A 15,605-nucleotide genomic window follows, 5' to 3' on the forward strand; every position below is an offset into this window, starting at 1 on the left:
ATGGTACAGAAGTCCCATGACATCCGAGGTCTGAAGCATTCGCATCGCTTCGGCTTCGGTCTTTCATTAACGGATTGGACGAAAATTACAACGGTCAGCGGATGTTGTGAAGTTGAGGAGAGCCGCCGCCCGAATGACCGTGTGACAGCGATTCCGAACGGCGGCAGTTGGCCGCACTGAGACGTCCAAAGTCACTTTGTAGGACTGTTCCGAAGCGACCGAAACAATCCGTATTAAACGTATCGGCGGTCAAGTTCAGGCTGCCATTCGGTACTCGTAATATGGCCGGTTGCGATCATCGAGAATGGCGTACTGCGCCGCGAGATTCGCAGAGTCTGGATTAAGCCACGCATCAATGTGCTCGGGCTTGATCGGAATGATGCAGCGGTCGTGGCCGGCAAGAGCTATTTCCTGCGGTGGATCGTCTGTGACGGCCGCGAACGACAGCAAGTCGGGTTTGCCCTTCCCTTGCCAGTGCGACCACAGGCAAGCAATCAGCATTTCCTGAGACGGGTTGGGCCTGAACTCCAATACCACGTTTTCATCTTTCTCCCCCTCAACTGGCACGCGATTTTCGAGTCGGGATCGATTGACGTTTTCGTAGAATGCGCTCACCAGCAGAAGGCCGTGCGTATATCCGAAAAGCCCTTTCCAGAAGCCCTCCAGATTGTCCCGCCGCGCGTTGTAGGTTCCAGGGTATTTCACGTCGTAATTCGCGGGCTTGCCTGCCGGCCGACATTGATAGCGCATCGGTTTGATGACGCGTCGGCCGTTCTCCATCACCATGACGGGAGCGTACTGACCGGGAAATATTCGGGAGTCACGGTCCGCTGGTTCTGTTCGACGCAGGTCGTCGAGTCGGCGCAGCGTGCCGTCGATCTTGCTGGTAGCGATTCGTTTGCTCTCGGTGGCTGCCTTCGTGGTCTTGATCAGGAGGGTGCGTTCGGCATCAGCGAGCCGGGTGCGCTGCTTGAACAGTTCCTGTTCAAGCTTCGTCACTTGAGCTGCGTCATATCGCTCGATCAACTCCTTGATGCCGCGCTCCTCTTCTGCTACCGGATTCAAGAAGGGTGCATCCATGCCCTTGGGGACTTTCGCGCCGCTGCCCTCGGCGCGTTCCCAGTAGAGTCGCGTGAACTCCCTGATATCCATATCGGGACCGAACATTTTCACGTATTTGCGGTAGTCCGCCACGATCTGCGCCGAGTAGCACATGGTGCGACTTCTCCTTTCGAATCGTCATCGCATGATGGAGCGTTCCGCAGCCTGTTGTCACTCCGCAATCGACCGGACGATCGGGCGACACCACCAGTTTTGAGCAAACGCAATAGATCCGATCAATTCCAAGCCCGAAAGAACAAAGCCGCCATGTCCCATGTGCGAAAGCCTGCAGTCATAGAGTGCAGGCAAGAGCTGGTCCCGGCCGTCACCGGCGGCGCTCGCTCTCGCGACGTCGGAATATCGCCCCAGCGCGTCCGAGTTTTCGTGGGCAACGATCACCTCGGCACGCACCGAGTTGGTCGTACGAATCTGAGACTGTTCGAGCGCTTTGCCGTGAAAACGCATGACAACGACCTGTAAATACATGGGGACGCAAATACTGTATAAAAACACAGTATAGCGCCCCGGCGAGCGGCGGCTGGGCTCGCATTTGTCGCTTGTTCGGCATCAAGGGGAATGCGTGGCCGTCCGCACAGAGCAGAAGGTTTTCGGCCTGAGCTCACCGCGTCGTGGCAATGATCTTCGAAATTGTGTGTTTCACGCGCAAGACTATGCGGGCGTCTGGAAACTTAATAAGATGCGCCGTGCTTTGCAGCGGCGCCGTCTCTTAGCCAGATGCTCCTCCCGCTATACGCGGGAGTTTTTTCGCCGAAGTCGGATGTGTGTGCTTTGCGCTAGTCTCGGAGACATTGCAACCCTGAGCAAAAGGCTTTGCCTTATCCCGAACCATGTGAAAGACCGCGCCAGAGCTTACTGCTCTTAATCTTAAATTAACCGTTGCTGTACTTTCGTCTGGGCGCAATCTGAGAGACTCTGGCGGACGACAAATTGAATTTTCCAGCAACATCCTTCGTCTTCTGCCCGCTGGCAACCTCGCCTCTGATGGCGCTATCTCTGATCGCGTCCAAAGATTGCTGCAAGCCATTGATTTTATTGGCCGCTTCGTCATGCTGCTTTTCTAATTGCTCGAGGCGCTGATCCGTCTTTTCCTGCTTTTCCTTTAATAAGCTGATGTCGTTGGCCATTTCATGCTGAGCCTGACTAAGCAAGTCTTGAGCTTGTGACAGCAACTTCTGCGTCTTGCTACCAAATATGTCCACGGGACGCTCCTATGAATGTGAAAAAGTAAATTAACTGAATTTACTTTTTCCGTCAATACCCTTCTCGGCTCCTAGCATCTAAACCGAACCCCTGGCGGCATCCGTTCAAGCAGCCATCCACTCGCAGAGGCTGAAACAGCTATCGATCATCTCTGAAGCTCCGAAAAATCTCGCACCGATGCTGATCGCAGCGCTTGGTGGTCTGTCAGCGTCAAGGTATATGGTCTTCCCCCGCGTTGAAGCTAACGCATTGGCAACGACGCGGTTAGGTTTATAGACAACCAAGCCTTCAAGATTTTCAGAAAAGCCCAACCGGCTCCGCTGCATCGTTCCAACTGAAGATGATCAGCTCCCTCCGTGCTGCCTCCCGACCACCACCTCCGAGGGTATATTTGATATCGACCGTCTCGATGTGGAAACCTTCGAACGCCCGTCGAATGTCTGGATGATCGTTGAGGCTGACGATCGCCCTGCCCTTCAGCGTCCGAAGCCGTGCCGCCATCGCGACATACTCAGCGTACTCAAACGGCACGCCATACCCTTCCGTTTCCCAATAAGGCGGATCGAGATAGAACAACGTATGTGGACGATCGTACCGGTCGATGCACGCCTTCCAATCGAGCCGCTCGATGAAGGTGGCCGCGAGGCGCAGGTGCGCCGCTGACAACGTTTCTTCGAGCCTCAACAGATTCAAGCCAGGTGGTGTCGTCGTCGCGGTGCCGAACGACTGACCTTCCAGCTTCGCGCCAAAACAATTTTGCTGAAGGTAATAGAAACGAGCTGCCCGTTGGATGTCTGTGAGCGTCTCCGGCCGCGTGTCCTGGAGCCACTTGAACACCTGCCGGCTCGTGAGCGCCCATTTGAACTGGCGCACAAACTCCTCGAGGTGATGCTGCACGACCCGATAGAGATTGATCAGCTCGCCGTTGATATCGTTGATCACCTCGACGGCTGCCGGCGGTCGCAGGAAATACAGCGCTGCACCGCCCGCGAATACCTCGACGTAGCATTCGTGTTTCGGGAAACGCGGAATAAGGTGATCTGCCAATCGGCGCTTGCCGCCGATCCAAGGAATGATGGGATTTGCCATGGTGATTGCCTTATCTGGAAATACGCTAGAATTCGGCCCGCCTACCGGTAGGTGGCAGGGCCTTGGCTAATTCACTGGCTCTATCAGTGGAAAGGCGGCGGCAGGTATGCTCCAACATATCCGCCGTCGCCCTGTCTTTTTCAGTTACTCGTTACACCGCCCATCGCGCACGCGATCAGTTGCGCGGTCAAGATCCACTCCCATTGCTTGCGCTGCAAATGGTCACGCCAGATCCGGTCGACGACCGAGCTGTTCGGCGCGGCCAGCAGATCCGCATCCGACAGAAACGAGGGCGACGCCGGCACCGCATCGATGCACGGCACCGGCACAGCAACCTGCGTCTCGACGACCTGCGTGTGCGTGACGGCCGAAATTGGCCGCTCGACCGGCGCGGATCCGCAGCCGGGAATAAGCAGCAGGACGTTACAAAGTGCTGCGCAAACGATCGAGTGCCGCATCGCAGGTCTCCGGTTGGTTGGTGGGGGAATCGATACGCGCGGTGAGCACATCGATCTGTTTCTGATAGCCGGCCGATTGCTGCACGGCTTTCGCTTTCGCCTCGCTCGCAGCCGCCTGCGCGTCGCTCGCCTGAGCAGCGAAACGCACCACCGATGCAGACGATTTGCCGGCCGCATCTGTCATCACGGCCAGGTCAGATTGCGAGGTGGCCAGCTGCGCCTTCAGCACGCCGTTGCTCTCCGTTTGGGTGGCGAGCTGCTGCACAGTGTCGGCGTGCTCCATTCGCAAAACCCGCAGCTCGATGTAGAACCACGCGCTGAGCACGGCAAATGCAATCGCAGCCACACCGGCCGCGAGCGTCGTGAGACGACTCACAATGTTTGTCATACCGTCCGTCATGCCGCTTGTCATACCGCTTGTCATACCCTTTCTCCTTGGATTTTTCGGACCCACGCATCGAGCGCCTGGTCGAGCACGCGTTTGCCGCCCCAGCTCGACAAGGTGATCACAAGCGCGGTCAGCGGCGCTGGCCACTCTCGCCACATGCAAAAGAAAAACGCCGCCAGCCCTGCCACGATCGACGCCGTGATGACGCTGCCCACTTCGACTGCGATCGAGCGCACCAACGGATCGCTCGATGCAAGACGCTGGAACGTGCTCGCGGTACCGCCAATCAAAGCGAGCATGACCGCGAGCCCGAGCGATGCCACCGGAATGCTTTCCAGTTCGACCACGACCGCATCGCTTGCCGAGCGGCTCATCGCATACGCAGCGGCCGCCCATAGCAGCGCCGTTACTCCCCACACCCACACGATCATTCGGCGCACGTAATCCTCCGCTTGGTTTCCCGCCACGCATGCGCCTCTCGATAGCCCAGAACAAGCCCGAAAGACGCCATGCCGATGTAAAAAATGAATTGCGCTACGTTGACGACAGCGCTGGTCCAATGAGCACTCGCCGCGAAGAGCGGTGTGACGTACGCGCCGGCCGTGACCGCATAGAGCCAGTGCCGCCGAGCTTTTGCCCAGTGAAAGACGTACTTGTCGGGCAACCAATCGTTGATCGCCACATCGATCGCAATGACTGCGGCGAGCGCGCCCGTGCCGCATGTCACCGCATACCCCCAGAAGCCATCGCGCACGAGCATCACTGAGGTCGCCGAACAGGGTGCCGCGAAGGCGGACACCGCGATGTAGACGGCCATGTACGCGTATAGAAGCCGAGCCAAGGCATCGTTTTTCATGCGGCCCTCCGCTGGAAATTCGCACCCAACAGGAAGAGCACGCGGTCGGCTTCGCGGCGCTTCGCGAGTCCGGCCAGCACCACACCGCCCGCCTTGTTCCATCGCGCGAATTCGGCAATCGCGCCTTCCGTATCGCCGGCGTTGAGCTTGCGCAACATCGTCGACGAATCAAAGGCTCCGCTACCGATGTTGAACACCAGATCCACCAGCGCGTCGTACTCTTCCTGATTCAGCTCGACACGAACAAGGCGCTTGACTGTCGCCTCCGCGCTCGCCACGTCCTGACGTAGCCATGCCACGGCCTGCTCGCGCGAAAAGGTCATGCCGTAGCGCATCTCGGGTCCTGTATGCCCCCAGCCACCTGTCCACGGCGCACCGCTTAACGTGAGCAAGCTGGCCGGAATCGGCTGCCCGCGCAACGTCGATTGCCACAAGCCGCGGCGCTGCAATTCCGTCGCTAAGGGTGAGGCAGGATCCGGGTAGGCAAAGAGATAGAGCGTCTCGGCGTCCTGCGTGAGCGCCATCCCCTGCTCGGAATACTTGAGGTTGTCGTTCAAAACCGCGCCTCCAATAAAAAAGGCCGCGCCGATGAACGATCGGTGCGGCCATAAAAAAACCGCCTGACGGCGGCTGCGGTGAAGCACTACGGGAATAACAGCTAAGGAACCTGGACTAACGAACCGGGCTAACGTACGAAACAAAGCAGCCCGAGCAACCCTCCTGCGAGTGTCGCGACCACGTCCCACACGGACACGTCTCCGCCCGTAAAGTGGTCGAGAATCTCTTTTGCGATGCCCACCAGCAGCACCGCCGCAATACCAAGCTGCCACGACACGACATGCGCGAGCGCGAAGATCACGACGCCCGCGATAACGTGCAAGCACTTGTCCTGAGGGAAGGCCTGCATGATTTTCGACTCGATAAAATTTGCCATATTGAGTACCTCATTGCTCTGATTTAGACCGCGGCCGCTACCGCATGTACCACGTACCGTTGTATTGCGTGAAGTCGTACATCTTGTTGTTCGACATCACAACGCTTCCGGCACCGCCCGTGTTAATCCCGAGCCCGTTGACGATCGTCACTCGCGCATTACCTTTAACGCTGATCGTGTCGCCGTTGGCACCCCCGGTGAAGTTCGTAACGCTCGTCGCGGTTTGGTAGTTATCCAACACGACCATCGTTGTGCCCGTTACGTCGATAATCGCTGTGGCATCCAGCGGACGGATAACGGTCGGCGGAGCGATAACGGCCGACCCCAGGAAGCCTTGTGTGGTGACGAGACCCGCCGCGTTGTACGCCCCTTTCGGCACCACGTAGGTGTTTCGCAGATCAACCAGGCTGTTATTGACCAGGTCTTCAAATCCCCACTTTTGCTGAGTACCGCTTATCCCGTCCGAGCGGCATGCGCTAAACGTGTTGCCTGCCGATTTGGCGGACGAGTAAAAGCCACTGTAGTCGCCCGGGCTGCCTGTGCTGTTGTTGTATGCGTGACAAAGCGACCAGAGTGCCGAGCCGTCGACATAAAATCCGACGCCAACGTTGTGATCGGCCCGCACCGCCGTAAGTTTGTGGATCGCGCCCGCCTGCGGTTTGATGTACACGCCTCGCTCTGCAAATTCACCCACCGTTCCCGTGTCGACCCAGTTGTTGGCTCCGCCGATCACGATCGCGCAGATGAACAAATCGTCACTCACGATACCGGTCAGCGATGGATTCGCTTCGACACGGCACATCGTGTCATCCGTGCCCAGCATCTCAACGGCGCCGTCTGCCTGCTTTCGTACACGATTCAACAGAACGTTCGTGGTCAACAGGTCCTCGAACGTCACGCCAAAGCCTGCAAGGTGTTGAAAGCCCTGATCGGCAAAGTAATTCGAAGAGCATTTCTTGATGACGCTCCACTTCACGTTGCGAAGGCGTACGCCACCGCCGGCGTACGCCGCACCGAGCCCGCGGAAATTAATTCCTTCAATGGCGATATTCGTCACCAATGAATCGGGCGTGTCGATCACGAAGCCGGGGGCCGCTTGAGCGAGGGTCACGCCCGACACCGGGCCGCCCGCCGCGGGCAAGTATCCGAACATTCCACTTCCCGAGCTGAACGAAACGCCGGTCCTGCCCACGAGATTGCATCGATAGTTTCCGAGTGGAAATCGAACGACCCCGCCGCCCCGTGCGGCCAGTTCCTCGATCGCAGTCTGAATGGGTACCGAGTCTTCAGCGCTGTCGTTACCCTTGGCTCCAAAGCGTTTCGGATTTGCATATCCGTCGTTCAACTCGTCAGCCACGGTGCGGGCGATACTCGACTTAGAAGAAGGCTTGAAACCGATCAGCGCAGCCCCCTTGTCCGGACTGGCCAGATCCCCGAGCTTGGCGAGCGGACTCAGATCCGTCCACTCCATCGCGGACTCGTCTACGCTCACACCAAGTACGCGTCCCGCCTTGCCTGCGAGCGCCGGCATATGGACACTTGCGGCGTCCGCTCGTGCAGCCGCAGCGGATTTGGCCGCCTCGGCACGCTCCGCTGCTGCGCCCGCATGCTCATCCATTGCACCCGCGTGTTCGGCCGCGGCAGCGTCGCGCTCAGCCCGCGCGCCATCGCGTGCAGTTGCCGCTTCGGAGGCGTGCCCGAGAGCCTCTGGCACCGCATCGAGTGCCATCTGCATCGCGCCGATAGTCTCCCCAAGCATGGGGAGCAAATACTCGGTATGGCCGCCGTCAAGCATGTCTCGCTCAGCGCTGCCGTCATCGGAGTACGCATTGCCAGATGGAAAAATAATCTTGGTCATCTGATTTCCTCGAGCTCGTACGCGTTTGTATGGTTATTCAGAAACGACAACTGCAGCGGGTTGATCTGCCGCATACGCGCGAGAAACGAGTGCCGCAGCAAATTGATCGCGTCGTCGCTATCCCACACGAAGAGCATTTCCTGATCGACCCCGGCCGCTCGCTGCATCTCGAATACGCGGCCATAGGCTTCATCATCCGACAGCCAGTCGAGCGAGAATTTCTGCACTCGTCGACCGTTGCGCCGATCAAAGTACGGCGTGCCGTCCACGGCCCGGTCCATCGTCGTGTCGAACTCCCAGCCAAGTGACGGGTTGTAGCTCGCGTTATTCGTCGGCGACCAGGCCTGCGACACGAACACACGCCCGAATTCGAGATACCCGTCCGGGTTGCCTTCATCCGCAAACTCGAAACGCACGTAACGACCGAATACCGGCGTTTTAATGACGCACAGGATCAATGCCGGATAACTCTTTCGCTGGTCCTCGGGCAGACGCCCATCCCACCAGTTCGGATCTTCCCAGTCGAGCATGGAAGCGCTGTAAAGGCGCGGCCACGCCTGACGCCACACGGGGCCGTGAAGTGGCGAATTTAACGTCGAGTCGAACACCGACGTGCTGAAGTCAGGCACGCGCGACACACGAATTCGATACCGGCCGTTAAGCGTCAGGTTGTGACGCACCACAGCGAACATCGACACCTTGCGCGGCAGTTTGAGATCGACGTCGAATTGCGTATCGGCAGTCGTGGTGCTCGCGGTGCGCGCCACACGGGAGAGCCGCCGATCCTGCAGGTTCGTGACTGGCACCTGCCACGAACCGCCGGACAGCACCCCGCCGTCCGTCTGGTTCGGAAACCCCATCATGATTTTTGCCATCCGACATCCCCTTCAATATTCCCTTCAATTTTCCCGTCGCTAGCCCCAAAGCACGAGCGCCGCTCGCCCACGCAGGAAGCCGGTATTGACGCCAATCACGCGAAAGAGCCGCTCGCGCAGTCCAAAGCGCGGCGTGTCGAGCGCCACCACATCCCCCAGATCGACTGCGCCCAGCTCGGACACGGGCACATCAACGTCCAGCGTCAGGCGGCGTACACCGTACAAAGCAAGACGCCGCTGCGATTCCGCAACGGCGTCCGGTTCATTCACGAGCCCCGTATCGAAGCTCAATTCATCTGCGTGCGGCCATGGCACCTTGACTGCCGGGTTCTCGGTACTCGCCTTGCGATACTCCAGCGCGAGCCACGCGGTGGTGCGAGCAGCGGATCCCGCAGCGTCAGTCTGGGTGGTGTAGTTGCGCGCGTACTGCACGGTGACGCTCCACGCAGGGATGCCCGCCGATCGCATGGACAGCACCATTTGCGTTTCCTGCCCCCACGTGAGGATCGGTGCGCCGACCGGCGCATCGAGCCGCCCCATGCGCAAGCGGCTTAGTCGGTCGAAGCCGTACCACGCCCCGACCGAACCCGCGATCTCGTCCATCAATGACTGCGGTGTCGCATCCTCATCGGCCCACACGCCAACCACGGCGCCGTTTGTCGCATTCAGTGCAGCGACATCGGCCACGACGATATCGGCATCAGGCACGCCGGCATCCCGTGCGATTGCGACCATCAGATCCGCCGCACGGGTAATAGCGCCCTGCGCATCGCACGTGACGGTGCCCGCTGGCGTGCCGCCCAATCGCAACATGCCTGCACAGCACCGAAACTCCCCGGCCGCCGGCGAAGTAGCCTGCATGTCGTCGGCGTTCGCATAGTCAGCAGCGCGCGTGAGACTGACACCGCTGTCATAGACCGCGAGAACCGAACACGCTGCATCGCTCACCTGATAGATCAGCTTCGAGGTGTTGACGCATTTCGGCGAGACATTCAGCACCAGGCCATAGACTCGGGGCTTAAGCTGATCCTTCAGATCGTCTTTCGTGCCCTCGATGCCGAGCGGCAAGACGTTGTCACCCAGGTATTTCGGGCGACTGGCGATCGTCAGATCCGCGAGCCGGTCGGCAATGACGACCGACAAGCCAGCGTCTTGCACCGACACGTCGGAGAGCGTGCCAGTCATCACCACCGACCACTGCGCATACGGCACGTCCAGCTCGCCCATCTTGACCACAAAGCGACGACCGGAGAATGCATAGTCGGTGGCAAGTAAATCGAGGTGACCGTCTTGATTTACCAGCAGCACATTGCCGATGGTGACCTTGGTCGCGCCGAACGTGGCCGCCCCGTCGAAGAGCAACCTATCGAGCGTCGGCGCCGTCTTGATGACCGGCTCGAAATACACGTTCGGTGGCGTATCGTCAGGCCGGGTCATGAACCCGCCTTCCGAGAAATACAGCGTCACCACCCGCCCGCTTGCCAGGTGGTACGCATCCGCTTCCAGCGCAATGATCATTTCTGACCTGGCCTCCTTTGTTGTTGCAGCAAAGCGGTCTGCTGATCCATCTTTTCCGCATCGCTCCGTGCGAGCGTGTCGGCCTGCTGCAGTTGCGCCGAAAGTAACTTTGCGATCAATTCCGCCTGCTTCGCGTTTTGCTCGCGCTGCGCCTTCAGCTCCCGCACGACCGCGTCGTTGTCCGTACGTTGAAACTTGCTCAGCTCGAGCGCTGCCGGCGCAATGACACTGCCGCTCGACGAACGTGCGTCGAGCTGCTTTGCTTCTGCCGCCGTCAAGACTCGCTCATCCCGATGCAGCTCGGCGACGTACCCGTCGAACGGCACGCGGTAAAGCCCGGTTGCATGCGAACCATCTACAACTGCGCCCGACCTGTACGCCGCCAAGGCTTGCGCCAAGGTCTGCACGGACTTATCGACATCGAGGATGCCCGCGACCTGCTGCTTCATGAGGTCAAGCTGCTGATCGGTCGCGGAGCTAGCCAGATCAATCGACTTCATGACATCCGCCAGGTCCGCCTGATACTGCGAGGAACTGGCGTTGTACGCTTTCGACGCGTTGAGGAAATCCTGCGCTGCTGATGTCAGCCCGGCCTGCGCCGTTGCATCACCCGCACTCGCCTTGCCAAGCAGATCCTCATACGTTGATTTGCTTGCCGCGTACTTCGCCTCCGGCGACAGGTCCGACAGATCGCCCGCCGCAAGCGACTGGCGAAACGACAGCAACTGATCACGGAAGGATGTGAGCGCCTGAGACTGGCTGTCATACGCCGCCTTGACAGCCGCCTCGCCAGCGCCGGCCACCGCATCGAATGCAGGCGCAAGTGCCAACAACGACACATACGCCTTCTGACCGGCATCGCTCGACAGATCGAGCGATTCGACGAGTGCCTTGAATTGGTCCCGCGTATGAATGCCGGTGTAACCCAATGCGTTCATCTGGTCGTTCAACGCCTTCGCCTGATCGGCCGCTTGCTGATCGGCCGTGGTGAAGTGTTGATAGAAGAACGTCGCGCTCGTGTTGAAGGCGTCGACCCCGCCCGCGAGTTGCATCACCGCAAGCTGCGCGTCCGTGGACGCGTTCTTGAGATTGTCGAAGTCACGTCCCAGGTTCTTGAACGAATCGAAGAGATTTTTCAGCGACGACAGCTCTGCGAGCAACGCTGTCACGTCATCCGCCGACAGCTTCGATGCGTCCACGCCCTGCAACACCGATGCGTAAGGCGTATCCAATCCCGCCTTCTGCAACCCGCTGATGACCGAGCGCTGCAGCTGCAACTGGAAATCCGCCAACACGGTCTCGCTATCCTTCACGCCCCCGAGGTCGACCCGATCCGGATACCAGTCGTCGCCCGTCGTAAAACCCGCTGAGACGAACGAGTTGCCTTTCTTCGGGCTAATCTCGTAACTGGCCTTGTATTGCCCCAGTCCACTTACTGAGCCACCCAATTGGTTCGCGAGCGACTCGATGCTGGAGTACGTGGTTTTGATCTGGGTTTGAATGTCGGCCGATGCCGGATCGCCACCACTCGGCCCCGCGAATTTCGCGACGTCTTTCCCGTCACTCGTCGCATAAGACGCGCCGTACCGGGTCTCACCTCCACCGATAAATGAGCCGAGCAGCGAACCAAGTGCCATGCCGACCACAGCACCGATGGGACCGGCCAGCGATCCAAGCGAAGCGCCGATGGCGGTTCCCGCTACTGCCGACGACGCGCCCAGCGCCAAACCGCCCATGGCCCCGAGCGACCCACCCATGCTGCTATAGCCCTTGTTCCCGAAGAGTGCACCACCGGCTAACCCACCGAGCAACCCGGCACCGCCGTACCAAAGGCCTGCCGACGAACCGAGCGTGCCGCCGAGGCCAAGGCCACCGCTGGACCCACCGAGGGCGAATCCGTAGCTGTTCGCCCCGACCAAGCCCGCGCTGTAGGTGCCCGCGCCAGCCGCGACGTTACCGCCAATGCCGGCACCCAAACCACCCAGCGCAGCACCGCCACCCGCGAGCGCACTGGACCCGGCGCCTGCAATCGCCGACGACCCGAGAGCGGACCCGGCCGAACCATATCCGCCGCCGAACCAACCGCTCACCGTGTCGTAAAGGCTCGACCCCTTGCTATAGAGGTTGCTGCCGTTTTGCAGCAGGCCGAGTGCGTTATTGCCACCGCCCTGTGCTGCCTGTGCACCGCCCGGATAGAAGAAACTCGCCGCACCCTGCGCGATCGGCTGAATGATCGGGCGCAGCACCAGCGTCTTGAACATCGACTCAAGCGAAGACATCAGGTTTTGACCGAAGCTCTTGCCCTTCTCGAAGCCACGCATCAGCGCATCGCTGATACTGTTTTCGATCGCGTTCGCCGCCTGCTTCCACTGATTGACCGCATCGTCCGCCGCTTTCTTGGCTTCATTCTTCCAGTCGAACGCGGCCTGGTCGTCGGCCGTGCGATGCAACGCCCTCGCGAGCTCCTTTGACTTCGCGATGACCGTGTCGTAACCGGACGTGTCCGCCAAGTTGCCATTCATGATCGCAATTGCGCGGCCTTGCTCCAAGGCAGCCACCGCATCATCGGCACGCGCAGCCTTCAACTGGTCGATCGCCGCTTTCGACATGCCAAACGTATCGAGCTGATCACGCAGCCCCTGATCCTGTTGCTGCGCGGCGTCGATCTGCTTTTGCATGTTGCTGACGTAGTCATTCGCCGCCTTCGCATCGAGCTCAGCCAATTTCTGCGTGCGATCCTGCTCGACCAGCTTCTCTTTCGCGGCCAGCTCCGTGACCTGCGCCAGATACTTGTTGCGCTCAGCCAGCGCCCTCCTGCCGCTCGCCGCATCCGCCTTCAATTGAGCGATCACCTGCTCATCCTGCAGCGCCTTGACCTGTTCGTCATGCGAGCGGTTGATGTAATCCGTGTCCGAGATCAAGCCCTGCTTATGGAGGCTGTCCAAGTTACTTTGCGACGCCTTCAGGATCTGCTCGCGCTCTTTCGCATAGCCCTCGTAAATGGCCACGTCGGCGCTGATCTGCGCGTTCAGTTCAGACTGGCCCGAGTGCCCTGACTTCACCTCGAATTTCTTGCGCGTCGCATCCTCAAGCGTTTTCAGCGCATCGGGTGCGAGCAGCGCATTCGTCGGATCGACCTTGCGCAAATTAGCGAGGTTCGGATCCGCCGCGTGCAGGTCATTCCACTCCTTGCGGACCTGAGCGAGCGCCTGCGCCAGTGCGTTGGTTTTATTCAGCGACGTTTCGAGGCCGGTCAGGTTACGCAGCGCGGTGTTGCCGTTTTCCTGCGTGCGACGCTGCGCCTCCTGAGCCGCTGCTTCGTCGTTCGCTTTCTTGATCTGCGTCTGCAGCTCGGCAATGCGCGCATCGTTGCTGGTGCCCGAGAAGGCGTCGCTCAGTGAAGTGCCGAAGTTGGCCGCGTTCAGGTTGCCGCTTTTCCAGTCGATACGTGACTGCAGCTCCTTTTGCATCGGCAGGATGTTCAACGCCGCGCTCACACCGGTCGAGAACTTGCGCCAGGCGTTCGATGCCGCATTGCCGGCGTCGTCCCACGCCTGCTGGATCCAGTTCAGATCGCCATGCAACGCGGTGATACGCGATTGTGTCTCGTGCGCGATCGCCTCACCCAGCACACGCTGCGCCTCCTCGGCGTGACCGTGCGCTTCGAGCGCGGTGATCTGCTCATACACGGCGGTCGAGATCGCGTGATAACGCTTGTCGTATTCGTCCGCGAATTTGACGACACCATCGCCCATTTTCTCGAACTGCTTGACGACGTCGTCGGCACTTTGTCCCGTCAGCTTCGACGTGTTGAGCGCGGCTTCGCCGACCGCCTCGATCGCGGTGCTGCTGATACGGCCGGACGACACCAAACCGGTCAACACGACTGCCGCTGCGCCAACGTTGTGGTTTGCCTCGCCGATGCGATCCGCCATATCGAGGAAGCTGCCCGCGGTGCCACCGGCATAGTTGCCAGTGACTGCAATCGCGGTATTGAGCGCCGACACCTCAGCAGCACTTTTATATGCAGCCAGACCGAACACAGCCGCGACGCCCGCGAGCACACCTAAGGCGAGACCGGTCGGTGACAAGAGCTTATGCAGGACGTCCGTACGCTCGCCGAGCACCAGGAGCGAGCCGCCGAAGTTGCTCCAGCTACCCGTGGCCGCTTCATGAGCGAGCACCACCAGTTCCTTGCGCGCACCGGCCGTCTTGAAGCCAAAGCCTTCCATCGCCTTGGCGCTTTTATCTGCGCCCCCCGCGATGTCATTGAGCGACGCCCGGTTCGTGCCGATATCAGCAAGTGATTTTTTATAATTCCGCGACGATATCTCGCCCGACCTGAACGTACGCTCGAGCTGCGCTTCCTGTTCGGCCAAACGCCGCAGCTCAACCACCGCCTGATCAACCCTGATGCCGTTGAGCGTCTGCTGATACTGCGCGGTCGTGATCTTCCCGGTTTTGTAGGCATCGTCGAGGAGCGCCTGATCCTGTGCGAGCTTTCGCGTGGCAGCGCCCAGCGGGTCGTACTTGCTGGTCAAGGCACCCAGCGACTGCAATCGCTTGTCCTCATCGCGGCCGAGCGCCGCAAGTACGGCGTCGTATTCCTGCATGGACAACTTGCCGGTGGCCATCGCCCGGTCAAGCCGGGCATATTGCTCGCCGGAGGTCGCGAAGGTCGCATTGCCCTGCGCCATGGTCGTGCGTAGCGCCTGCATCTCGTCGTTCATCATCGACGTGCCGCGCTGCGCGTCGATCATGGCCTTCGTTTGGCTCGCGACCGTCTCGCGAACCTGTGCGCTCGATGTACCGACAGCGCCGATGCCCGTTGCTGCATCGCGAGCGGACATCGCGGTCTGTTCCATCGCCCGCTGGGCTTCCAGCGACCGGCTGACCATGTCGCGAAGACGGGTCGACACCTGCGCTTCCGATTCGGCAAGCCCCAATGCCTCGCTGCCGGCCCGGCTCATCGACCCGCCCAGCTCCTTTAACTGAGCAATCAGTGGAGCCGCCTCGGCAGCGACGCCCAACTGCGCCGCGCGATATTCCGCGAGCTCCAGCTTCGACTTGCCGAGCGTGGCCACCTGGTCATTCAAGCTCTCAATGAACTTGCGGGCCTCGCGATCAATCATCGTGATCGATGCCGACGCACCCTGAGCCGGCCCGGTGATTCCCGACAGGCCGCTTCCGGTTTGCGCGCTGACCCGCGCGAGATCCTGCATGGAGGCGGTCACCGAAGAGGTGTCGCCACGAATCTTTACAACAAGGTCCGCAATCGGAGTAGCACCCATACGTCACCCATAAAAA

General features: G+C 60.0%; 14 protein-coding genes. All 14 read right to left on the minus strand.

Translation table 11 applies throughout. The features are described 5' to 3' along the window. Positions 1-255: 255 nt before the first annotated feature. The 14 genes from ACSOSP_RS08305 to ACSOSP_RS08370 all read right to left on the minus strand — a co-directional run bounded on the left by ACSOSP_RS08305 (position 256) and on the right by ACSOSP_RS08370 (position 15,589). On the minus strand, positions 256-1,215 hold the full coding sequence (locus tag ACSOSP_RS08305; protein WP_455310549.1) for an SOS response-associated peptidase family protein: 960 nt from the start codon (positions 1,213-1,215) through the stop codon (positions 256-258). A 57-nt stretch (positions 1,216-1,272) separates the two neighbouring features. Beyond that, a complete protein-coding gene (locus ACSOSP_RS08310) occupies positions 1,273-1,566 on the minus strand; it encodes a hypothetical protein (protein ID WP_455310550.1) in 294 nt (97 codons plus the stop codon). A gap of 425 nt (positions 1,567-1,991) precedes the next feature. Next, on the minus strand, positions 1,992-2,321 hold the full coding sequence (locus ACSOSP_RS08315) for a hypothetical protein (protein WP_455310551.1): 330 nt from the start codon (positions 2,319-2,321) through the stop codon (positions 1,992-1,994). 298 nt (positions 2,322-2,619) lie between these two features. Then, positions 2,620-3,411 carry a DNA adenine methylase gene (locus ACSOSP_RS08320; RefSeq protein WP_455310552.1) on the minus strand — a complete coding sequence of 264 codons (792 nt, stop codon included), beginning with the start codon at positions 3,409-3,411 and terminating at the stop codon, positions 2,620-2,622. A 140-nt stretch (positions 3,412-3,551) separates the two neighbouring features. Beyond that, positions 3,552-3,869, minus strand: a complete 318-nt coding sequence (locus ACSOSP_RS08325) for a hypothetical protein (RefSeq protein WP_455310553.1) — start codon at positions 3,867-3,869, stop codon at positions 3,552-3,554. Continuing rightward, on the minus strand, positions 3,835-4,293 hold the full coding sequence (locus tag ACSOSP_RS08330; RefSeq protein ID WP_455310555.1) for a hypothetical protein: 459 nt from the start codon (positions 4,291-4,293) through the stop codon (positions 3,835-3,837). The genes ACSOSP_RS08325 and ACSOSP_RS08330 overlap by 35 nt, the downstream gene beginning before the upstream one ends. Next, on the minus strand, positions 4,290-4,688 hold the full coding sequence (locus ACSOSP_RS08335) for a phage holin family protein (protein ID WP_455310894.1): 399 nt from the start codon (positions 4,686-4,688) through the stop codon (positions 4,290-4,292). Before ACSOSP_RS08335 ends, ACSOSP_RS08330 begins: the two co-directional genes overlap by 4 nt. Next, entirely contained in the window at positions 4,685-5,113 is a 429-nt protein-coding gene (locus ACSOSP_RS08340; protein WP_455310556.1) for a hypothetical protein, read from the minus strand. The genes ACSOSP_RS08335 and ACSOSP_RS08340 overlap by 4 nt, the downstream gene beginning before the upstream one ends. Next, the gene (locus ACSOSP_RS08345) at positions 5,110-5,670 is read right to left on the minus strand and encodes a lysozyme (RefSeq protein ID WP_455310557.1); all 561 of its coding nucleotides are present in this window, start codon (positions 5,668-5,670) and stop codon (positions 5,110-5,112) included. The genes ACSOSP_RS08340 and ACSOSP_RS08345 overlap by 4 nt, the downstream gene beginning before the upstream one ends. Positions 5,671-5,798: 128 nt before the next feature. After that, positions 5,799-6,047: a hypothetical protein gene (locus ACSOSP_RS08350; RefSeq protein WP_455310558.1), complete on the minus strand. Its 249-nt coding sequence runs from the start codon at positions 6,045-6,047 to the stop codon at positions 5,799-5,801. A gap of 37 nt (positions 6,048-6,084) precedes the next feature. Further along, positions 6,085-7,905, minus strand: coding sequence for a glycosyl hydrolase family 28-related protein (locus ACSOSP_RS08355; protein WP_455310560.1), 1,821 nt, complete (start codon positions 7,903-7,905; stop codon positions 6,085-6,087). After that, complete coding sequence (locus ACSOSP_RS08360) at positions 7,902-8,780, minus strand: hypothetical protein (protein WP_455310561.1); 879 nt, start codon at positions 8,778-8,780, stop codon at positions 7,902-7,904. The genes ACSOSP_RS08355 and ACSOSP_RS08360 overlap by 4 nt, the downstream gene beginning before the upstream one ends. Positions 8,781-8,819: 39 nt before the next feature. Continuing rightward, on the minus strand, positions 8,820-10,298 hold the full coding sequence (locus ACSOSP_RS08365; RefSeq protein ID WP_455310562.1) for a hypothetical protein: 1,479 nt from the start codon (positions 10,296-10,298) through the stop codon (positions 8,820-8,822). Further along, the gene (locus ACSOSP_RS08370) at positions 10,295-15,589 is read right to left on the minus strand and encodes a phage tail length tape measure family protein (protein WP_455310563.1); all 5,295 of its coding nucleotides are present in this window, start codon (positions 15,587-15,589) and stop codon (positions 10,295-10,297) included. The genes ACSOSP_RS08365 and ACSOSP_RS08370 overlap by 4 nt, the downstream gene beginning before the upstream one ends. Between the last annotated feature and the right edge of the window lie 16 nt (positions 15,590-15,605).

The sequence above is a fragment of the Caballeronia sp. KNU42 genome, assembly GCF_053760385.1.